Source organism: Kribbella speibonae, assembly GCF_004331375.1.
GTDB classification, from domain to species: Bacteria; Actinomycetota; Actinomycetes; order Propionibacteriales; family Kribbellaceae; genus Kribbella; species Kribbella sindirgiensis.
Genome location: NZ_SJKC01000001.1, coordinates 2,051,388 through 2,071,774, shown reverse-complemented (window position 1 = coordinate 2,071,774; position 20,387 = coordinate 2,051,388). Strand labels below are relative to the sequence as shown.

Below are 20,387 nucleotides of genomic sequence, written 5' to 3'. Positions count from 1 at the left end.
GAGTATGACGTTACGTCAGCCTTTAGCGTCCGCGACATGGCATTCACGATCCTGCACACCCGACTGGCCGACCGCGGCGCGGCGCTGCCCGCGGACTGCCTGCGCGTCGCGAACGGTCGCATCACGGCGATCGGCGGCCCGGAGATCGCGCAGCCGGGCGACACCCTCGTCGACGGTTCCGGTACGACGCTGCTTCCCGGCCTGATCGACGCGCACATCCACCTGGCGCCGGGGTGCACGCAGCTCGCGGCGACGTACGGCGTGACCATGCAGCTCGACCTGTTCAGCATGCCCGAGGTGATCCATCAGGAGACACCGCGGTCGTCGTTCTTCACGTCGAGCATCGGAGCCACCGCGCCGGGCGGCCATCCGACGATCGCGTTCCCGCCGATCCCTTACGTCACCGGGCCGGACGATGCGAAGCGTTTCGTCGCGGACCGGGTCGCCGAGGGCGCCGATCACCTGAAGCTGATTTACGACGACGGCTCCGGCGCGGGACTGAACCTCCCGACGCTGGACCCACGCACTGTGCAGGCGCTGACCGACGAGGCCCACACCCACGGGCTCACAGTGGTAGCGCACGTTTCGACGGCTGCTGCCGCGGTCACGGTCGCCGAGTGCGGCGTCGACGTACTCGCGCACGTACCGTCCGACCTCATGTCCCCAGAGGACATCGAAGCCGTGGCCGACGTAGCCGTCATCGCGACGTTGAGCGTTCTCGCGGACGGGTTCAACGGGCCTTCCGGCCACCTGCCGTTGCTGGACGAACCAGAGCTGATGGCACGCATGCCTGCGCGGTGGCAGGACCTGCTGGACCAGCAGTCCCGCCGCTGGATGCCCCCGGTGCCGCCAGACAGTACGGCGGCCCGCGCCAACACGCTGGCGTTGCACCGGGCCGGCGTACGCGTGCTGGCCGGGACAGACGCGCCGAATCCGGGTCTGGTGTTCGGAGCGTCGCTACACCGGGAGCTGGTTCGGCTGGTGGGTGCCGGCCTCACACCAGCGGAGGCGGTCGTGGCTGCGACCAGTGCGCCCGCTGAGGTGTTCGGGCTAGCGGACCGCGGCCGGCTGACGGTCGGAGCGCGTGCTGACCTGTTGCTGGTCGACGGGAACCCACTGGCCGATATCACTGCCACACAACGGATTCGCCACATCTGGGTCGGCGGCGAACTGGTCAGGCCGGAGGACTACGCCGGCAGCGAGCAAGAGCTGGCCGCCATGCGCTTCCTGGGCGAAACGACAGACCGGATCCTCGCCGCAGTGAAGGAGATGTTCCCTCAGCCTCGTCCGACGTAAGGCATCCCGGCTGCCATGACCGTCAGCGTCGGGACCGCGACGGACGTCGGCAGTTCCGCGATCCGCACGACGAAGCCGGCCACGATCTTCGGGTCGAACGTCGGCTCGACCGCGATCGACCCGTCCGGCTGGAGCACGCCCTGTTCCATCCGGGCGGTCATCGCGGTCGCCGCGTTCCCGATGTCGATCTGGCAGGCGGTGATGCCGTGCGCGCGCCCCTCCAGCTCGAGCCCCTTGGTCAGCCCGCTGATCGCGTGCTTCGAAGCGGTGTACGCGATCCCCTGCGGCCGCGGTACGTGCGCCGAGATCGACCCGTTGTTGATGATCCGACCGCCCTTCGGGTCCTGCCGCAGCATCAAGTCGTACGCCGCCTGCGCGCAGAGGAACGACCCGGTCAGGTTCGTGTCCACGACCTGCCGCCAGTCCTCCTCCCGTACGTCCTGCACCGCCGCGGCCGGGGACCCGGTGCCCGCGTTGTTCACCAGTACGTCGACCCGCTCGAGCCCCGCGAAGAACCGCCGTACCGCCTCCCCGTCAGACACATCCAGCACGGCGAGCTCGACCCGGCCATCGCCGAGCGCGACCGTCTCGCGCAGCTTGTCCTCCGTCCGCCCGGTCACCCACACCTGGAACCCGGCCCCCGCCAACGCCAGAGCCATCTCCCGCCCCAGCCCTGACCCACCACCGGTAACCACCGCAACCCGCGTCATGCCGCCACCCTTCTACCTCGCCGGACAGGCGTCCAGGATGTCAGCAGGGCGGCTGCGACCGCAGTGAGGACCAGGAATTCCACCCAGACCCCATGACCGAGCGGAGGGACCAGTTCCTGCGTGAGGTTCCACGCAGCGTGCAGCAGGATCGCCGCCGGCACACCTCCCCGCAGGCGCTCGCTGACGAACAGCATCACCAACGTCAGCGGGAACAGCTCCAGGAAGAACGTCAGCCCCTGCTGTGTGAACAGCCCGTCGTCGTGCTGACCCGTACCGGGCAGGAAGTACAGCGGCACATGCCACACACCCCAAGCGGCGCCCAGCACCACGGTCGTCCCGAGCAGGCCGAAGTACCCACGTAGTCGCGGCTGCACGTACCCACGCCACCCGAACTCTTCAGCCACCGGCCCGGCCAGGAACGTGTACGCCGCAGCGCCGAGTACTCCGCCGGCACCAGAGATGACCGACGCGGCGTGATCGGGCAGCGCCGGCAGGTCCCCCATCACCGCGGACGCCACGAGCGGTGGCACCGCACCGAGCACCACGGCAGCGACCGGCCACACCAGTGACCACCGGACGACGCGCCGCCGCTCCCGGTACCGCAGCCACATCACCAACGCGGCCAGCGACGGCCCCGACGCCGCCAGCGCGAACACGAGACTGCCTGCTCCCTCATCCGGATTCACACCGAGTACGCCGAGGACTCCCCACGGCACCCAGGTCAGGACGAAACAGATGACGCCGAACTCCACCAGCCGTCGCTTGATCACCCGCCCCAGCCTCCTGGCCGAACCACCGACCGACGAGGGTGCTGGACCGACCTTCGGCGGGGTGCCAGCACCACCTCGCGCCGATCCGCGTCACAAAACCCGGCCCTCTGCCGTCGAAAGAAAGAAGGTGGAGGCGATCCACTGCGGACAGTGACCATCCGGCGACCGAGAGCAAATGAGTGGCGGCTCACTTGAAGAACTTGGAAACTCATTTGCGTGTATCACGCAAGCATGTATATGCTTGCAGCATGCAAGTAAACGACGCGTACACCCCACAGACCCCCATCGAGGGCGTCATGCACGCGTTCACCCGGATCGGGCGCCGTCTGAAGGCCAAGCAGCCCGGCGACACCCTCGACCACAGCGCGCACGTCGTGCTGTTCGCGCTGCGGTGCAACGGCGCCCTGCGGCTGTCCGACCTCGCCGGGAAGCTGGAGCTCGACGCCTCCACCGCGAGCCGCCACGTGCGGTCCCTGGAGCAGCTCGGACTGATCCGCCGCTCCCCCGACCCGGACGACGGGCGCGCGTTCCGCGTCGAGCTCACCGAGCAGGGCATCGAGCAGTGGGAGGCCAGTGCCCGGCACCGGATGGAGCTGCTCAGCGCGGCCATGGAGGGCTGGTCCGAGGAGGACGTGCAGACCTTCGAGCGGCTGATGACCCGTTTCGCGGACGGTGTCGCCGCCCGCACCGAGGCCCCGAGCAGCGCCGCCTGGGCCGACAAGGGCTGGGCCGCGGTCGCCCCGCGACTGCAGTCCGCCGCGGCACAGCGCCGTACCGAAGAAGACTCCGCGCCCGGCAGCGACCCTGCCGCCCGCGAGAACAACGACAACAACCTGGAGAGCACCAGATGAGCACCACAGAACCCGCCACCGCCGGCGGGGCTGCACCAACCGACGGTGGTCCCAACTACCTGTCCCACAAGCAGATCCTGGTCGTCCTCGGTGGACTGATGGCCGGCATGTTCCTCGCCGCCCTGGACCAGAGCATCGTGGGTACGGCGCTGCCGCAGATCGTCAGTGAGTTCAACAGCCTGGACAAGCTGTCCTGGGTGGTCACGGCCTACCTGCTGACCTCGACCGCCTCCACGCCGTTGTGGGGCAAGATCTCCGACCTCTACGGCCGGCGGCCGCTGTTCATCGCGGCCATCGTCACGTTCCTGGCCGGCTCCGTGCTGGCCGCGATGTCGCAGAACATCGAGATGCTGATCGGCTTCCGGGCCGTCCAGGGTCTTGGCGCCGGCGGCCTGATGTCCCTCGCGTTCGCCACCATCGGCGACGTGATCCCGCCGCGCGAGCGCGGTAAGTACATGGGGTACTTCGGTGCCGTCTTCGGCCTGTCCTCGGTGGCCGGCCCGCTGCTCGGCGGTGTGCTCACCGACGGCCCCGGCTGGCGCTGGATCTTCTGGATCAACCTGCCGATCGGCCTGGTTGCCCTGGGCATCGTCGGCGCGGTCCTGAAGCTGCCGCACGTGAAGCGCTCGCACAAGATCGACTACCTCGGCGCCTCCACGGTCGCCGCCGCCGTCACCTCGCTGCTGCTGGCCGTCTCCTGGAGCGGCCCGACCAACGGCTGGGGCACCACCACCACGATCGCGCTGCTGGTCGCGTCCGTCGTCCTGGCCGTCGCGTTCGTGCTGATCGAGCTGCGGGTGGCCGAGCCGATCATCCCGATGGACCTGTTCAAGGGCCGGATCTTCTCCGGGTACGCCGGGTTCGCGTTCCTGCTCGGCTTCGCGATGTTCGGTGCGCTGATCTTCCTGCCGCTGTACCTGCAGGCCGTCAAGGACATGTCCCCGACCCGCTCCGGTCTGGCGCTGCTGCCGATGATCGTCGGGATCTTCTCCGCCTCGATCCCGAGCGGCCAGCTGATGAGCAAGACCGGCCGGTACAAGATCTACCCGATCATCTCCGCGGTCATGGTCGGCGCCGCGATGGTGCTGCTGTCCACGCTGAGCATGAACACGCCGTACTGGCAGCTGGCGATCTACATGTTCGTGATGGGCGCCGGCCTGGGCCTGTCGATGCAGATCACCGTCACCGCGGCCCAGAACAGCGTGCCCCGGCAGCACATGGGCACCGCGACCTCGTCGATGACCTTCTTCCGCTCGATGGGCGGCGCGATCGGTACGGCGGTCTACGGAGCCGTACTGACCACCCGGCTGAAGGACCACCTGACCGACATCGTCCCGAACGCGACGCAGGGCATGGTCGACGGACTGGCCAAGGCGGCCAACTCCGTGCAGGCCCTGCACGGGCTGAAGGAGCCGATGAAGGGCTGGGCACTGCACGGTCTGGTCGACGCGATGGGCGACGTGTTCCTGGTCTCCCTGCCGTTCCTGGCGATCGCGCTGATCCTCGCGGTCATCACGCCGGAGCAGCGGCTGGCCGGCCGCAACGACGGCCCGAAGGCCGAGGGCGAGGACTCGCTGGAGTCCTCGGCGGCCGCCGCGATGCACTGATCACGATGCAGAACTGAGACCGAACTCCGGTTGACCTGACCGACAGCCGCCCTGGGAAGCTTCCCAGGGCGGCTGTTCTCGTGCTGTCCACGAGCAGGACGTCCGCCTGACCCCTCCGGGGACTTAGTTTCGACACGTACCGCGACGACAGGGACTGCTGCACGGATGAAGACACTTGACCGGCCGCTGGACGACGACGACCGCGCGATGGCCGACATCGCGGAGGTCCGCGACTGGCGGCGCCTGGCCGGCCCGCAGGCCGGCGAGACCGGGCCGACCCCGGTTCGCCGGCTGATTCGGCGCGTGAAGTCCGGGACGAACTGGAAGCCGTGGCCGATCAACCGCCGGACCGTGATCGACGACCAGCTCGACGGCTGGGGCTTCCTGACCCGCCGCAACACCGAGCTCGCCGTGTACGACGACCAGGTGCTGCCGCACAGCCCGTTCAGTGGCTGGGTCGCGTTCGCGATCGAGCCCGCGGACGTCGAGGAGGCGGCCGCCGGGCTCGACGAGCACTGGCCCGCGAAATTCGACCTCGCCTGCCGGCACTGGGGACAGCCTTCGTACGTCGGAATCGAGAGCAAGACCGGTTTCGAGGACGACTGGTCGCCCGGCGCCGGCATCGACCGCCGCCACCTGGCGGTCTGGACGCCCCCGGGCGCGGAGATCCACCTGTACAGCAACAAGCCGACAGCGAGACCGCTGTCGGTGTCGGTCGGAATCAACTACACCGTCTACCTCAACGAGGAGGGGACATGAGGACAGCAACCCACGGGGCCCGCGAGGGCTTGCGGGACCGCTTGTACGCGAACACGGACACCCCGGCGCCCCGCGGCGAACCGAACAGCAGCGTCGGGGTGGACGCGCTCACCCGGCTCACCCACGAACGCCTCGCGGCCGCGGGCGAGCGAGCAGCTCTGCCTCCGGACCTGGCCAAGATCGCCGATGTGGCACGGACTCCGCCACTGGCCCCGGGCCAGGCGCGCATCGACGACGCTTCCGGCGTACGCAACGAAACCAGCCGGTTCGAGCCCGGCAAAAGCACCGGCAAGGGCAACAACACGCCCGAACGCTAGACCCGAACACCCCTGAACGACGGAAGGAACAAGCCCGGAAATGAAAACCCTGGACAGGCCACTCGATCAGGACGAGGCGGCGTTCGCCGACTTCGCCGAGATCACCGACTGGCATGCCATCGCGGGCCCCAACAACGACGACAGCGGACCGGACGTCGTCCGGGCGATCGTGCAGCGCGTCACCGCCGCGACCGACTGGAAGCCGTGGCCGCTCGCACCCGGCGAGAAGATCGACCGGGCGGTTGCCTCCTGGGGTTTCACCACCAAGCGCGGCAGCACGATCATCGTGTTCCCCGGCATGGCCTTCGCCGATGCCCCGGACAGCGGCTGGTGCGCGTACCAACTCGGCCCGGACGACACCGCGGAGGCCGAGGCCGGGCTCGACGCCCACTGGCCGGACCACGTGGCACTGGCCCGTAAGTACTTCGGCGAGCCGGTCTACGTGAGCGACGACAGCAACCCGAACTTCCTCGACGAGTGGGGGCCGGGAGCGGGGGCCGACAAGCGCCACCTGGCCACCTGGCCGCTGAACGGCGCCCACCTCCGGCTGTTCAGCACCAGGCCGAGCCGGGACCCACTGACCGCAGCGGTCGGTGTCAACTACGCGATCTACATCGACTAGGAGACACGATGACGACACCATCTGAAGGCCGCCCGGGCTGGGAGCAGGGCAGCTGGGGCCAGTCGATGGACTGGCTCAGCAACTTGTCTCAGGAGCAGCAGCAGAACCTGCAGGCATTCGTCGGGATGACGCCGCAGCAGCGCGAGACCGCGATGAACTTCGTGAACCTCGACGACCGCCAGCAGGCGAACCTGATGCGGGCGGCGAACTCCGACCCGCTGCGGGACCGGGTGAACAACGCGATCCAGGGCGCGGTCGCCCGGGTCCACCTGGCCTACGACAACACCCGCGAGCGGATCAGTGACATGGCCACGTCCCTGGCCTCGCAGGCCCGGGACTACCGCGACGTCGCGGTTCAGGGCGCGCGCGACGCGGGGGCCGCCGTGGCGCAGGGTGCACGCGATGCCCGCGACACCGTCGTACAGGGTGCACGTGACGCCCGCGACACCGTCGTACAGGGAGCACGCGACACCCGCGACACGGTGGTGCAGGGCGCACGCAACGTCGCCGACCGGGCGACCGAGCTCGGCCAGCAGGCCGTCGGTGCGTACGAGACCGGCCGGGACCGGGTCGTGGACGCGGCCCAGCGCGGACAGGTCCGGCTCGACCAGGCCTGGCAGGCGGGAGCCGACCGCGTCGGCGAGATGCGGGACACGGTTGTCCAGGGTGCCCGCGACGCGGGGGCCGCCGTGGCGCAGGGCGCACGGGACGGCCGCGACGCCGTCGTCGGCGCCGGCCGGAACGCCGTGGCCGCCGGCCGGGATGCGGTCGGGCGCGCGGGCCGCTGGTTCGAGGGCAAGTTCAACGGAACGATGCTCAAGGCCGAGAGCGTGCTCAACAACTACAACAGCGGGCGGAACAACCCGGACCTCCAGAAGGACATGAAGGAGGTCATGCCCGACAAGGGCCGGCTGGAGATGATCCAGCAGGTCAGCGAGAACCTGAGTGCGAGGCCGGTCACGGCAGCGGAGAACGAGGCCATCCAGGCCCTCGCCCAGCAGTCCCAGACCAGGCTCGAAACTCAGACCGCGATGCGGGCCGGCCTGACCGGTGTCGCGCCGGCCGGCGGACCCGCGCAGCCTCAGGGTGTGACGGGTCAGCAGTCCGGTGATCAGGGCGCCCAGCCCAAGGTCAACATCAACAAGCCCAAGGACAACAAGGTCGAACGCTGATCAGTTGTCACAAGAAGACGCCGCCGGCCTCAGGGCCGGCGGCGTCTTTGCGTTCAGTCCTCGGTGGTTGCCGGGTGCGGCCGGCGTCTGGGCAGGGGTCTGGGTGGTTCGGGGTCTACGTCGTGGCCGGCCAGGTGGTTGACGATGGCGTTCAGGACGGCGGCGGTCGGGACTGCCACCAGGGCGCCGACGATGCCGGCGACCACCACGCCGGTGGCGATCGAGAGGATGATCGCCAGCGGGTGCACGCGGACCGCGCGGCCGAGCAGGAACGGCTGCAGTACGTGCGACTCCAGCTGCTGTACGCCGATCACCACGGCCAGCATGATGATCGCGATCACGGGGCCCTTGGCAACCAATGCGACGAGGACCGCGACCGCGCCGCTGAGCAGCGCGCCGACGACCGGGATGAACGCGCCGACGAAGACCAGGATGCCGATCGCGCTCACCAGCGGCAGGCCGAGGATCGCGGCGCCGAGCGAGATGCCGATCGCGTCGACCGCGGCGACGACCACCGTGGCGCGGACGAACGCGGTCAGCGAGACCCACGCCTTCCGGCCCGACGAGTCGGCCTTGTCGCGGGCCCGGCGTGGGAACAGCCGGATCAGCCACGACCAGATCTGCTCGCCCTGGTACAGGAAGAAGAACAGGCAGAACAGCGCGATGAACAGCCCGGCCACCGCGTGGGTCGCCGTCGTACCGACCGCCGCGGCCTGCTGGCCGAGGGCGCCGCCGGACGTGATCTGCTCCTGCAACTGCTTGAACAGGTTGGTGATGTCCGCGTCGGTCAGGCCGAAGTTGATCCGGGCCAGGTCGCGCAGCTTCTGCACACCCTCACCGACCTGGTCGGACAGGTCCTCGAACTGTCCGGCGATCTGCGTCCCGACCAGGGTCAGCAGGCCGGCGATCACCACGATCGTCGCGATGACGGTGATCCCTGCCGCGGGACCGCGCGGCAGGCGGAGCTTCTGCAGGCCCGTGGTGACGGGAATCAGCAGAGCGGTGAGGAGTACGCCGACGGTCACCGGTACGACGACCTCGGACAAGTACCGCATGCCGTAACCGATCACGCCGACGGCCGCGACGATCACCAGGAACCGCCAGGCCCACGCGCTGGCGATCTCCATCCCCGGCGTCACGCCCCGGTCCACCTTCGCCGACCGCGTTGCCGGCTCCTCCACCGAGGGCGCGATCGCCGCCTCGGTAACCGACTCGCTGGACGACCCCAGCACCTCGTTGTCCGCAACCGGGCTCTGCTGGTCGTGCTCTCCGGTCTCGTCCCGCCCCGACTCGCTCATCCCACCTCCGCACGCTGATGTCGTGATGACACTAGTGCCCGGCCGGGCCGGTTCCATGAATGTGAGTTGCCAGGCCCTCGGCGGCCTTCGGGTTGTCGTCTGCGAGCAGGCCGACGGCGGCGAGCACGTAGTCCGCGTCGACGCACACCTCGGCGTGCTGCGGGACCAGCCAGCCCTCCTCCTGCGCGTTGGTCCCGATCGCGCCGAGGATCCGCGCCGCGACCTCCGGCGGGTTGTGCCGCAGCACTCCCCCGGATCCGACCAGCAGATCGACCTCGCGCAGGTCCTTCCCGGAGCGCTCGATCACCCGCCCGCCGGGCCCGAACACGATCCGCTGCCGTCCCGCGTGCCGACGCAGCGCGACCGTGGCGGCGACACTCGCCAGCGTCTCGTCGTACGACGCCTCACGTCCGCTGTCCGGAAGGTACGACGGGTCGGCACGCCGGCGTTCGGCCGCGGTGTGCATCTCGTCCACGTCCGCGATCAACCCCGCCTCGGCACCGGCGGCGACGACGGGTACGGCGCTCCAGCGCATCCCGAGATCGCCTTCGACCGTCCGGGTCACGGGATGCGGCGCGACCACCTCGCGTCCGAGGTTCGCGTCCTCCGGGTCGAGTTCGATCACCGAGTGCACGTCGGTGGTGGCCCCGCCGATGTCCACGACCGTCACGTCACCGTGCATCGCGGCGAGTACCTCGACACCCCGCAGTACGACGTCCGGCGTCGCGGCGCGGACCATCCGTGCGAAGGACGGGTCCCGCGACAGGTTCTTCCCGCCGATCACGTGCGCCAGGAACATCTCCCGGATCGCGGCCCGGGCGCTGTCCGGCGCGAACACACCGATCTCAGGTACGACGTTTTCCGCCAGTACATGCGGTACATCCGCCGCGGCCAGTGTTTCCGTGATTTCCGCCTGCGCATCGATGTTGCCCGCGACAACGACCGGTTTCCGCCACTGGTACTTCGCCAGCGTCTCGGCGGCCTTCAGCAGTACGGCCGCGTTGCCGCCGTCGGTACCGCCGAGGAGCAGCACGACGTCCGGGCGATCCTTGCGCAGCGCCTTCTGGCTGGTCGCGGTCAGCCCGCCGCTGACGACCGCCACGACGCGCCCGCCGCTGGACAGCGCCACCCGCTTCCCCGCCTCCGCGGTCACGAGCTCCTCGTTGCCCACGACACCGATCCGCAGGCCGCCGCCGGCACTCGAGCACGCCAGCACCTCGGCGTTCCGGACACCCCGGTCGGCCGCCTCGAGTACGGCACGGCAGGCCTGCCACCCGTCCATGACGTCGGTGTCGATCGTCGTACGGTGCTCGGCCCGGGCCACAAGCTCACCCGAGCCGGAATCCACCGCAACCGCCTTAGTGAAGGTCGACCCGAAGTCGACCGCCACCACCAGGCTCACGCCATTGCGCGATCGAGGTCGAGCAGCAGGTCGTCGATCGTTTCGATGCCGACGCTCAGGCGGATCAGGTCCGCCGGGACCTCGAGCGGGGTGCCGGCGACCGAGGCGTGGGTCATCTTGCCGGGGTGCTCGATCAGGGACTCGACGCCGCCCAGAGACTCCCCGAGCGTGAAGACCTCGGCCTTGTTGCAGATGTCCAGCGCCTGCGCCTCGCCGCCGGTGACGCGGAAGCTGACGATCCCGCCGAACCGCTTCATCTGCTTGGCGGCGGTCTCGTGGCCCGGGTGCCCGTCGACGCCCGGGTACAGCACCTGGCTGACCGACTTGTGCCGCTGCAGGAACTCGACGACCTTCTCGGCGTTGTCGCTGTGCCGGTCCATCCGGACGCCGAGCGTCTTGATACCGCGCAGCACCAGCCACGAGTCGAACGGCCCCGCGACCGCGCCGATCGCGTTCTGGTGGAAGGCGATCTTCTCCGCCAGCTCGGCGTCCCGCACGATCAGCGCACCGCCGACCACGTCGGAGTGGCCGCCCATGTACTTCGTCGTCGAGTGCACGACCACGTCAGCGCCCAGCTCCAGCGGCTGCTGCAGGTACGGCGAGGCGAACGTGTTGTCGACCACCAGCAGGGCGCCGGCGTCATGCGCGATCTGGGCGACGATGGCGATGTCCGCGACGTTCAGCAGCGGGTTGGTCGGCGTCTCCAGCCAGACGACCTTCGTCCGTCCCGGCTGGATCGCGGCCCGGATCGCCTCCGGGTGCGTGACCGCGGCCGGCGTCATCTCCACGCCCCAGGTGCCGAGAACGCGGGCGAACAGGCGGAACGTGCCGCCGTACGCGTCGTCGGGGAACACCACGTGGTCACCCGGCACGCACAGCGAGCGGATCAGGGTGTCCTCGGCAGCGAGACCGCTGGCGAACGCGAACCCGCGGTTGCCGGCCTCGATCGCCGCCAGACACTCCTCCAGCGCCGTCCGGGTCGGGTTCGCCGACCGGGAGTACTCGTAGCCGTTGCGCAGCCCGCCGACGCCGTCCTGCTTGTAGGTGCTGGTCGCGTAGATCGGCGGGACCACCGAACCGGTGGTCGGGTCAGGCTCGTTCCCGGCGTGGATGGCGAGCGTTTCGAAGCCGTAGCGGTGTTCCGTGTTCACCGGACCAGCGTACGGCCTGGTCTGCTCGGCTCCCGCACGACGTCCGGCACTGAGACGATCCGGCGGATCCAGGTTGCCCACAGGTGCGTCGTACTGGCTGGCGAATGACCCATTGGGCCGCCTACGGTTGCGCACAGAGGGTTATCTAGAGGTTTGCGGTCATGGACCGGGCAAGGAAGGACGACGGCGCCGGATGAAGACGCAGGACAGGCCGCTCGACCAGGACGACCTGGCGATGGCGGATCTCGCCGAGATTCCGGACTGGACCGTGATCGCGGGACCGGACGGCGACGACGCCGGACCCGAGGTCGTACGCGCCCTGGTGAACCGGGTGATGGGTCAGACCTCGTGGCAGCCGTGGCCGCTGCAGGCCGGCGAGGTGATCGGCGCCGACATGGTCTCGTGGGGCTTCACCACGCTTCGCGGCACCACGATGATCGTGTTCGACGGTCTGGCGTTCCCGGACTGCCCGGACAGCGGCTGGTCGGCGTACGAGATCGGCCCGGACGACATCGCCGCCGCCGAGTCCGGGCTGGACGCACACTGGCCGGACCATCTCGAGCTCGCGACCAGGCACTGGGGGGAGCCCGACTACGTGGGTGACGAGGGCAGTCCGACGTTCGCGGACGAGTGGGAGCCCGGCGCCGGGACCGGCCGCCGGCACCTGGCCGTCTGGCTGCGTCCGGGCGCCCAGATCCACCTCTACAGCACCAAACCCAGCAAGGACCCGCTGACGACGTCTGTCGGGGTCAACTACGCCGTGTACATCGACTAGGAGACCCCGCATGAGTGAGCCCTCGCAGGAAGGTACGGGCGTTCGCGCCAGGTACTCCCGTTGGCGTGCCACGTCGCGGGGTCGCAAGACGCTGAAGGCGGCGTACGCGCAGGCGGCCCGCGATGTGAAGCGGATGGACCCCGCAGTCCGCGAGCGGATCGGCCGCGCCAACATGACGCAGTCCGACCTGCAACAGTTGGCAAACCTGCACGTCGACTCGACGATGCGCCCGGATCGGTCCGCCGGTCTCTCGGAGCGGCTCGGCCAGGCGGCGAACGCCCGGCTGCAGCAGGCAGGAAACGCCCCCAGGCAGCCCCGGATCTCCAGGACCAGGAACCCGCTCCGCAGGATCGCCCGCAGGTACTCACGCTGGGGACGGAACGAACGGCGCGGGACGAAGGCGCTCAAGGCCGCGCTGACGCAGGCGGCGAAGGACGTGAAACGTACCGATCCGGCCGTACTGCGGACCATCGGTCGATCGACGCTGACCAGCGCGGACCTCGCGGCGCTCGCGTCCGGCCGGATGGATCAGGTGTTCCGGCCGGAGGGCCGGCTCGCGGGGGCGCCCGGGCAGCAGAACGGCGCTGGGCGGCAAGGGCAGGGCATTCAGTCGCGGGACGCGGTGCGGCAGCTGCCGCAGCAGTCCGAGCAGATGAGCCAGCGGATGGAGGCGCTGCAGCAGTCGATCATCGCGAGCCAGCAGCAGGTCATCTCGCTGATGGAGGAGAACAACCGCCTGCAGGCCGAGATGCGTCAGCTGCTCGAGGCGCGCGTCCAGCAGCTGGAGCAGGAGAACGCCGCGAGCCCGAGCCTGGACCCCGCTCAGCAACGGGAAGGCGCCAACCAGCTGGAGACAGGCACCGACCAGGACCGAGGCGAACGCACCGAAGGCGAACCCGAAGCCCGCGCCGAGGGCGAACCCCGCACAGCAGGAGAGACCGAGGTCGGCGAGAACGGCGAAGACCGGACCGCCGGCGAGGCTGAGGTCGGCGAGGACGGCGAGGCTCGGACCACAGGTGAAGCCGAGGTCGGCGAGGGCGAGCCCCGTGGTGCGGGTGAAGCCGAGGTCGGCGAAGGTGAGCCGCGTGGTGCGGGTGAAACCGAGGTCGGCGAAGGCGAGCCGCGCGGTGCCGGTGAGGCTGAGGTTGGCGAGGACCGGGGCGCCGGTGAGGCCGGTGTGGCTGAGGTTGGGGACGACAGCGGGGCGCAGCTCGGTGAGGGCGGAGAACCGCAGACGCCGGCCGAGGGCTGGACCGTCTCGTCCGAAACCCAGGGCGAGTCCGTCCGGGCAGGCGAGGCACAAGAGGGGCGCCAGACCACCGGCGAGGTGGAGGCCCCCGCAGCCAGCGCCCAGGGTCCGGCGATCACCCCGGCACAAGCCGTCGACACCCAGCGGCCGGGCACCGACCCCCAGCAAGCTGGTGTTGACGGGCAGCCGCGGGGAGACGATTCGCGGGTGGCTGCAGCTCATGCGCAGGCGCCGCAAGGCCCGGCCGCCGGGGAGAGGTCCCAGGCGGAGATCGACACCGCGAACGCGCTCAAGTTCAACGACGCGACGACGCCGCTCAACAAGGTGTCGGCCAAGAGGACCGCAGAGGCCGTCAAGGCCGGCGGCGACGACTCCACGAGGCGGCAGCAGCAAACCGGCCAGGCCACCACGACCCGGAGTGGACCTTCCGGCAAGGACGGGCGCTGACCTGACGTACGCCGTCGCTTCCCGCGGCGGCGTACGTTCTGTCAGGCCTAGAAGTCGACGAGTTCCAGCTGGGTGTCGACCGAGCTGCCGTCGAGGAGGTTTTCGGCGGTTCGGACCGGTTTCTTGACCGGGAGGACGTAGGTGCCGGTCTTGGTCGGGAACACCGAGGTCTGCCACGTGCTGCCGCCGACCGTCACCGTGACCCGCACCGACCCGAACCCTCTCCGCCGCCCCTCGGTCAGGTCCGTGATCTCGTCGCTGACATCCTCCGGCACCGTGACGAAGTACCAACTACCCTCGCCCGCGTGCTCCCACAGCGGCGCCGTGAACCGGTAGCCGGTCATTCGCCCACCGGTAGGCCGCGCCGGGCGAGGACGGCACCGGCCGCGTCCAGCAGCACCAGGCGGAGCTCTTCGTCGGTGACCGCCAGATCGGCGCCGGCCGACATCGCCGCCCCGACGGTCTCGACGGCGGCCCCCGCGCGCAACCGGTCCGCCGGGCTCGGATCCGGTCCCGCCAGCCACAGCTGGAACCGGCGGCTCTGGGCGATCAGCGCGTCGAGGTCGTCCCCGAAGGCCGCGAGTACGGCGGCGATGTCGCGGAGCAGGGTCGGCCCGGTCGACCGGTGCGCGACGACCACGTCGACGTACGCCCGCAGGACCAGACGCTCGTTCTCCGGGGACCACGGTAGCGTCTCGGGGAGCTTCAGGATCTGGAACATGTCGTCGAGGAAGGTGCCGACGATCGCGCGCAGCAGCTCCTGCTTCGACGAGTAGTGGTAGTACAGCGACGCCTTGGTGATGCCGACCTGCTCGGCGATCTCGCGCAGGCTGGTCTTGTCGTACCCCTGGGTGGAGAACAGGTGGACCGCGGCGCGATGGATCTCCGCCTTGGTGTCCCGGGAACTGGTCGCGTGCTGCACGTCACCACCTTCTCACCTTCACCCACCTACCGGTCGGCAGGTAGTCTACCTACCGACCGGCAGGTAGACAGGGAAGACTTCACAAGAACTCCGCTTCGCGGAGGTTGGTTGAGTAGGAGGGGGTTCGGGGTGTTCACCAAACTCGGACGCTTCGTCGTCCACAACCCGTGGAAGGTGATCGCCGCCTGGGTGGTCGCGGCGGTGGCCGTGATCGCGTTCGCGCCGACGCTCGCGGACGTCACCACCAAGGACCAGGCGGCGCTGCTGCCCGACAAGTACGAGTCGGTGCAGGCGCAGAAGCTGGCCGCCGACGCGTTCGGGCAGACCAACGACGCGACCGCCAGCATCGTCGTCAAGCGGAACGCGGGCGGCGAACTGACCGCGGCCGACCAGGCGAAGGTCACCGAAGTGGCCGCCAAGATCACGGCAGCGAAGATCGACCGGGTCACCGCCGCGATCACCGGCCCGCAGGCGGTCTCGCCGAACAAGCAGGTCCAGATCATCAGCGTCGGCCTCAAGGGCGCGCCGGACGAGCAGGCGGTGCTGGACGCCGTACAGAAGATCCGTGACGTCACCGGCAGCACGTTGACCGGCGCCGATCTCGAGTACGGCGTGACCGGCGATGCGGCGCTGATGCTCGACAACCAGGACGCGTTCAACAACGCGTTCATCGTGGTCGGCATCGCGACCGTCGTATTGATCATCGGCCTGCTGCTGGTGATTTACCGCAGCCCCGTCGCCGCATTCCTGCCGATCCTGACGGTCGGTCTGGTGTCGGCGATCGCGCCCGGCCTGATCGCGCTGGTCGCGAAGGCGACCGATCTGCAGGTCACGCAGGACCTGCAGACGATCCTGACGGTCGTGCTGTACGGAGTGGGCACCGACTACATCCTGTTCCTGCTGTTCCGGTTCCGTGAGCGGCTGCGCGCCGGCGAGGCGCCGAAGGAAGCGCTGGTGAACGCGGTCGCCCGGGTCGCCGAGGTGATCGTGTCGGCGGCCGGCGCGATCGTCGTCGCGTTCAGCGCGCTGCTGCTCGCCGTGTTCGGCGGGTTCAAGAGCCTCGGCCCGGGTCTCGCGATCGCGGTCGCGGTGATGGCGTTCGCGGCGATCACGCTGGTCCCGGCGGTCGTCTCGCTGCTCGGCCCGAAGGTGTTCTGGCCGTCGAAGTCGTGGCAGAAGACGCCGAAGGGCGCGATGTTCAAGCGGTTCGGCACGTTCACCGCGCGGCGTCCGGCGGTGGTCGCGGCGATCTCCGGCGGCGTGATGGTCGTGCTCGCGCTCGGCTCGCTCGGGATGAAGGTCGACTACGACGCGTTCAGCCAACTGCCGGACGGTACCGAGTCCTCGCGCGCGATCAAGGACCTGCAGGCGGGTTTCCCGGCCGGCGCGCTGAACCCCACCACGGTCTACGTCCGGAGCACCGACGGTACGCCGCTGGATCCGGCCGAGCTCACGACGTACGCCGGGAAACTGGCGAAGGTCGACGGTGTCGGAGGCGTGCTTCCGGCCGGCGCCGACGGCAGCATGGCGTTGCTGAACAAGGACAAGACCGTTGCCCAGATCAACGTCGTACTGGACGGGGCGCCGTACGCGAACAAGTCGCTGGACCTGGTCGACGGGAAGCTGCGGGACGCCGTCCACGGTGAGGCGCCGGCCGGGACGACCACGTTGCTGGGCGGTGTGACCGCCAGCTACACCGACATCCGGGACGCCAACAGCCGGGACCTCTCCGTGATCTTCCCGGTCGCGGGCGGGCTGATCGCGGTCATCCTCGCGCTGCTGCTGCGGTCGCTGATCGCGCCGCTGGTGCTGATGCTCGCGGTGGTGCTGAGCTTCTTCAGCTCGATCGGCGCGACCGTGTTCGTGTTCCAGGGCGCCGCCGGGCATGCGGGCGTGACGTTCTCGCTGCCGATCATGCTGTACCTGTTCGTCGTTGCCATCGGCACCGACTACAACATCCTGATGATCGCGCGATTGCGCGAGGAGGCCGAACGCGGGACCGATCCACGGACCGCGGCCGACCGCGCGATCGAGCACGGCGGCCCGTCGGTGGCGGCGGCCGGATTGATCCTGGCCGGTACTTTCTCGTCACTGATGCTGGCCGGTATGGCGCTGCTCACCGAGATGGGGTTCTCGGTCGCGGCCGGCATCGTGATCTCGGCGTTCGTGATGTCGAGCTTCCTGGTGCCGAGCGTGATCGCCCTGCTCGGTCGCCGTGCCTGGTGGCCGCGCCGGATGAAGGCCACGTCGGCAGCTCCCGAGGAACGAGAGCTGGAACCGGTCGGCTAATGGAACCCGCAGGCTGAGGGGTCCTGCGAGATAAGACGGGTCCCGGACCACGATCGGTCCGGGACCCGTTGCGTTTTCAGCCGAGCTGCTCGACCAGCCAGCGGTCGAACTCGACCGCCGCGCGAATCCAGGTCACGGTCGTCTGGAAGAAGAGCCCCTTCCCGATCCCGTCGGCGATCAGCATCTGGCTCTCACCGATCAACCTGACGACGCCGTTGTCCCCGGTGTGGCTGTAGACCTTGGGCCACAAGGCGCGGCGGTTCCAGTCGTCGATGACGTCCAGGAGTCGCGGCTTGTCGTCGAGGGTGTGCACCCGGTCGTAGAACGTTCGCACCGCCAGCGTCCGCTGGTCCTCTTCGCCGCGGAACATGAAGTACGTCCGGAAGGTCTCGTACGGCGCCGCGAGATCACCTTCCTCGTCGACGAAGTGCTTGACCTCCAACTGCTCCAGCAGATCCTTGATCAATTCCTGGTCCGGTACGACGAGCGACACCGCGTCATCGTACGGTCGGGCCAGGGTCTACCCGCGCTTCAGGCGGACCGTGAAGATCGGCAGCAGGATGTGGACGAGCGGGCCGATCGAGAGGGCGTAGACGACGGTGCCGACGCCGATCGAGCCGCCGAGCAGGAAGCCCGTGGCGAGGACGGTCAGCTCGAGCGACGTCCGGACGAGACGGACGCTCAGACCGGTACGGCGTACCAGGCCGGTCATCAGGCCGTCGCGGGGACCGGGGCCGAACTGGGCGCCGATGTAGAGGGCGCCGGCCAGCGCGTTGAGGACGACACCGGACAGCATGAACACGATCCGCAGCCAGAGCGCGTCCGGGCGGTCGACCGTGGCCAAGGTCAGGTCGGTGACCAGGCCGATCACGATCGCGTTGCTGATCGTGCCGAGCCCGGGCCACTGGCGCAGCGGGATCCAGGCGAGCAGTACCACGAAGCTCATCGCGATCACCACGGTCCCGAAGCTGAGCGGGAGGTGCTTGGTGATGCCGGAGTGGAACACATCCCACGGGTCGAGGCCGAGGTTGCCCTGGATCATCAGGCCCATCGAGGCGCCGTACAGCGTCAGGCCGACGTACAGCTGCACCAGGCGGCGCGGGAGGTGGCCTGCCTTCAGCTGCTGGATCGGGTTGAGCGGCGCGAGCTGGCGTGGCGGGGCATCGGAGGTGGCGGTCACGAGATCCAGTGTCCGACGTAAGTGGCCTGGCATTCGATAGCCAGTTGCGCGATAGTGGACTGCATGCGAGCCCGTTATCTTCCCGCCAGCACGTTAAGCGGCCTGCTCGGCGAGTGGGCCGACGGAACCGGTCCGGCGTACCGGATCCTGGCCGAGCGGCTCCGGCTGCTGATCGCCGACGGGCGGATCATGCCCGGGTCGCGGCTGCCGAGCGAGCGTGAGCTGACCGAGGCGCTGGGCGTCAGCCGTACGACGGTCGCGTCTGCCTATCGGGAGCTGCGGGACAGCGGGTACCTGACGAGCCGGCGTGGTTCGGGCAGCGTCACGGCGCTGCCGTCGAAGGTCGAGCCGGAGCTCGGGCGGCACCACGCGCCGGGAATCGACACCGACGGGCTGTACGACTTCACGTGTGCGGCGCCGGCCGCGGTCGCCGGGATCAGTACGGCGGTGGCGTCGGCGGCGCTCGAGTTGCCGCTCCATCTGGCGACACCGGGGTACCACCCGCAGGGACTGCCCGTACTGCGCTCCGAGATCGCGGCGGCGTACAACGAACGTGGGTTGCCGACGACCGCGGACCAGATCATCGTCACCGCCGGGGCGCTCGCGGCGACGTCCATCGCGGTCCGGGCGATCACGCAGATCGGCGACCGGGTCCTCACCGAGAGCCCGACGCACCCGAACTCGGTGGACGCGATCCGGCGCAGCGGTTGCCGGGTGGTCGCCGTACCGATGTCCCCCGGCGGCTGGGACCTGCCCTTGCTGGAGGCAACGATTCGGCAGACGGCGCCGCGGGCGGCGTGGATGGTGGTGGACTTCCAGAATCCGACCGGTTTCCTGATGTCCGCGGCGGATCGGCAGCGGCTGGCGCGGGCGTTCGCGCGGTCGCGGACGACGGCGATCGTGGACGAGACGCTGTTCGAACTGTCGCTGGACGGGCAGGAAATGCCGCCGCCGTTCGCGTCGTACGACCCGGACGGTGTGATCACGGTCGGATCGGTGAGCAAGTCGTTCTGGGGCGGGTTGCGGATCGGGTGGATGCGGGTGCCGGAGGCGCTGGTCGCGCGGATCCTGGACGCGCGGGCGTCGATGGATCTCGGCGCGCCGGTACTGGAGCAGTTGGTGGTCGCGGACCTGCTGCGGCGCCGCTCGACTCTGCTGCCGGAGCGCCGGGCGTCGCTGACGGAGCGGCGGGACGCTCTGGCCGCCGCGGTGTCCGCCGAGCTGCCTTCGTGGAAGTTCCGGATGCCGTCGGGTGGGTTGTCGCTGTGGTGCGAGCTCCCCGACCCGGTCGGCTCCAGCCTCGTCGGCGTCTCCCAGCGCAACGGCGCGCTCCTGGTCGCCGGGTCCCGCTTCTCCCCCGACGGCGGCCTCGAATCCTTCATCCGCCTCCCGTTCACGCTCGACGTGGACTCGTTGCGCGAAGGCGTCGAGCGCCTCGCCGCGTCGTACAACTCCCTGGCCGCGGGCCCACCCACCCGGCGGCCCGGCGCGATGATCGCCTAGGGCGGACCTCCACCACTCATCAAGCTGGCGCTAGCGAGCCGGTTCACGCTCAGCCGTCGCGTCCGAG

At 69.6% G+C, this 20,387-nt stretch carries 20 protein-coding genes; 11 read left to right on the top strand and 9 right to left on the bottom strand.

The features are described 5' to 3' along the window. The first annotated feature begins 36 nt into the window (after positions 1 to 36). Positions 37 to 1,296 (top strand): amidohydrolase family protein, encoded by a 1,260-nt coding sequence (locus E0H92_RS10440; protein WP_131496086.1) that lies wholly within the window; start codon positions 37 to 39, stop codon positions 1,294 to 1,296. On the opposite strand, the gene E0H92_RS10435 is transcribed toward E0H92_RS10440, so the two are convergent. Next, positions 1,278 to 2,006, bottom strand: coding sequence for an SDR family oxidoreductase (locus E0H92_RS10435; RefSeq protein WP_131467165.1), 729 nt, complete (start codon positions 2,004 to 2,006; stop codon positions 1,278 to 1,280). The genes E0H92_RS10440 and E0H92_RS10435 overlap by 19 nt on opposite strands. Further along, a complete protein-coding gene (locus E0H92_RS10430) occupies positions 2,003 to 2,776 on the bottom strand; it encodes a CPBP family intramembrane glutamic endopeptidase (RefSeq protein WP_131496085.1) in 774 nt (257 codons plus the stop codon). Before E0H92_RS10430 ends, E0H92_RS10435 begins: the two co-directional genes overlap by 4 nt. 248 nt (positions 2,777 to 3,024) lie before the next feature. On the opposite strand from E0H92_RS10430, the gene E0H92_RS10425 reads away from it, so the two are divergent. The 6 genes from E0H92_RS10425 to E0H92_RS10400 all read left to right on the top strand — a co-directional run bounded on the left by E0H92_RS10425 (position 3,025) and on the right by E0H92_RS10400 (position 8,104). Next, entirely contained in the window at positions 3,025 to 3,627 is a 603-nt protein-coding gene (locus E0H92_RS10425; protein ID WP_131496084.1) for a MarR family winged helix-turn-helix transcriptional regulator, read from the top strand. Continuing rightward, on the top strand, positions 3,624 to 5,234 hold the full coding sequence (locus tag E0H92_RS10420) for an MDR family MFS transporter (RefSeq protein WP_131467162.1): 1,611 nt from the start codon (positions 3,624 to 3,626) through the stop codon (positions 5,232 to 5,234). Before E0H92_RS10425 ends, E0H92_RS10420 begins: the two co-directional genes overlap by 4 nt. Positions 5,235 to 5,399: 165 nt before the next feature. Then, positions 5,400 to 5,993 carry a hypothetical protein gene (locus E0H92_RS10415; protein WP_131467161.1) on the top strand — a complete coding sequence of 198 codons (594 nt, stop codon included), beginning with the start codon at positions 5,400 to 5,402 and terminating at the stop codon, positions 5,991 to 5,993. Further along, positions 5,990 to 6,310, top strand: coding sequence for a hypothetical protein (locus E0H92_RS10410; protein ID WP_131467160.1), 321 nt, complete (start codon positions 5,990 to 5,992; stop codon positions 6,308 to 6,310). Before E0H92_RS10415 ends, E0H92_RS10410 begins: the two co-directional genes overlap by 4 nt. Positions 6,311 to 6,350: 40 nt before the next feature. Beyond that, positions 6,351 to 6,932, top strand: coding sequence for a hypothetical protein (locus tag E0H92_RS10405; RefSeq protein ID WP_131467159.1), 582 nt, complete (start codon positions 6,351 to 6,353; stop codon positions 6,930 to 6,932). 8 nt (positions 6,933 to 6,940) lie between these two features. Continuing rightward, positions 6,941 to 8,104 (top strand): hypothetical protein, encoded by a 1,164-nt coding sequence (locus E0H92_RS10400; protein WP_131467158.1) that lies wholly within the window; start codon positions 6,941 to 6,943, stop codon positions 8,102 to 8,104. Between the two features lie 53 nt (positions 8,105 to 8,157). On the opposite strand, the gene E0H92_RS10395 is transcribed toward E0H92_RS10400, so the two are convergent. The 3 genes from E0H92_RS10395 to E0H92_RS10385 are packed head-to-tail and all read right to left on the bottom strand — an operon-like array spanning position 8,158 to position 11,955. Continuing rightward, positions 8,158 to 9,402: an AI-2E family transporter gene (locus tag E0H92_RS10395; protein WP_238173366.1), complete on the bottom strand. Its 1,245-nt coding sequence runs from the start codon at positions 9,400 to 9,402 to the stop codon at positions 8,158 to 8,160. 31 nt (positions 9,403 to 9,433) lie between these two features. After that, positions 9,434 to 10,804: a glutamate mutase L gene (locus tag E0H92_RS10390; RefSeq protein ID WP_131496082.1), complete on the bottom strand. Its 1,371-nt coding sequence runs from the start codon at positions 10,802 to 10,804 to the stop codon at positions 9,434 to 9,436. Beyond that, a complete protein-coding gene (locus E0H92_RS10385) occupies positions 10,801 to 11,955 on the bottom strand; it encodes a cystathionine gamma-synthase (RefSeq protein WP_131496081.1) in 1,155 nt (384 codons plus the stop codon). Before E0H92_RS10385 ends, E0H92_RS10390 begins: the two co-directional genes overlap by 4 nt. 193 nt (positions 11,956 to 12,148) lie before the next feature. Between E0H92_RS10385 and E0H92_RS10380 the strand changes: the two genes are divergently transcribed. Then, complete coding sequence (locus tag E0H92_RS10380; protein WP_131496080.1) at positions 12,149 to 12,730, top strand: hypothetical protein; 582 nt, start codon at positions 12,149 to 12,151, stop codon at positions 12,728 to 12,730. Between the two features lie 10 nt (positions 12,731 to 12,740). Then, positions 12,741 to 14,426: a hypothetical protein gene (locus E0H92_RS10375; protein ID WP_131496079.1), complete on the top strand. Its 1,686-nt coding sequence runs from the start codon at positions 12,741 to 12,743 to the stop codon at positions 14,424 to 14,426. Positions 14,427 to 14,473: 47 nt separating this feature from the next. On the opposite strand, the gene E0H92_RS10370 is transcribed toward E0H92_RS10375, so the two are convergent. Further along, positions 14,474 to 14,770: a DUF1905 domain-containing protein gene (locus E0H92_RS10370; protein WP_131496078.1), complete on the bottom strand. Its 297-nt coding sequence runs from the start codon at positions 14,768 to 14,770 to the stop codon at positions 14,474 to 14,476. After that, positions 14,767 to 15,348 (bottom strand): TetR/AcrR family transcriptional regulator, encoded by a 582-nt coding sequence (locus E0H92_RS10365; protein WP_131496077.1) that lies wholly within the window; start codon positions 15,346 to 15,348, stop codon positions 14,767 to 14,769. Before E0H92_RS10365 ends, E0H92_RS10370 begins: the two co-directional genes overlap by 4 nt. 108 nt (positions 15,349 to 15,456) lie before the next feature. Between E0H92_RS10365 and E0H92_RS10360 the strand changes: the two genes are divergently transcribed. Next, positions 15,457 to 17,637 carry an MMPL family transporter gene (locus E0H92_RS10360; protein ID WP_238153374.1) on the top strand — a complete coding sequence of 727 codons (2,181 nt, stop codon included), beginning with the start codon at positions 15,457 to 15,459 and terminating at the stop codon, positions 17,635 to 17,637. A gap of 76 nt (positions 17,638 to 17,713) precedes the next feature. On the opposite strand, the gene E0H92_RS10355 is transcribed toward E0H92_RS10360, so the two are convergent. Next, positions 17,714 to 18,130 (bottom strand): type III secretion system chaperone family protein, encoded by a 417-nt coding sequence (locus tag E0H92_RS10355; protein WP_238153372.1) that lies wholly within the window; start codon positions 18,128 to 18,130, stop codon positions 17,714 to 17,716. 27 nt (positions 18,131 to 18,157) lie between these two features. Continuing rightward, positions 18,158 to 18,817, bottom strand: coding sequence for a membrane protein YczE (gene yczE, locus E0H92_RS10350; RefSeq protein WP_131467149.1), 660 nt, complete (start codon positions 18,815 to 18,817; stop codon positions 18,158 to 18,160). A 63-nt stretch (positions 18,818 to 18,880) separates the two neighbouring features. Here yczE and yczR point away from each other — a divergent pair, with 63 nt between their 5' ends. Then, on the top strand, positions 18,881 to 20,320 hold the full coding sequence (gene yczR, locus E0H92_RS10345; RefSeq protein WP_131496076.1) for a MocR-like transcription factor YczR: 1,440 nt from the start codon (positions 18,881 to 18,883) through the stop codon (positions 20,318 to 20,320). Positions 20,321 to 20,387 lie beyond the last annotated feature (67 nt).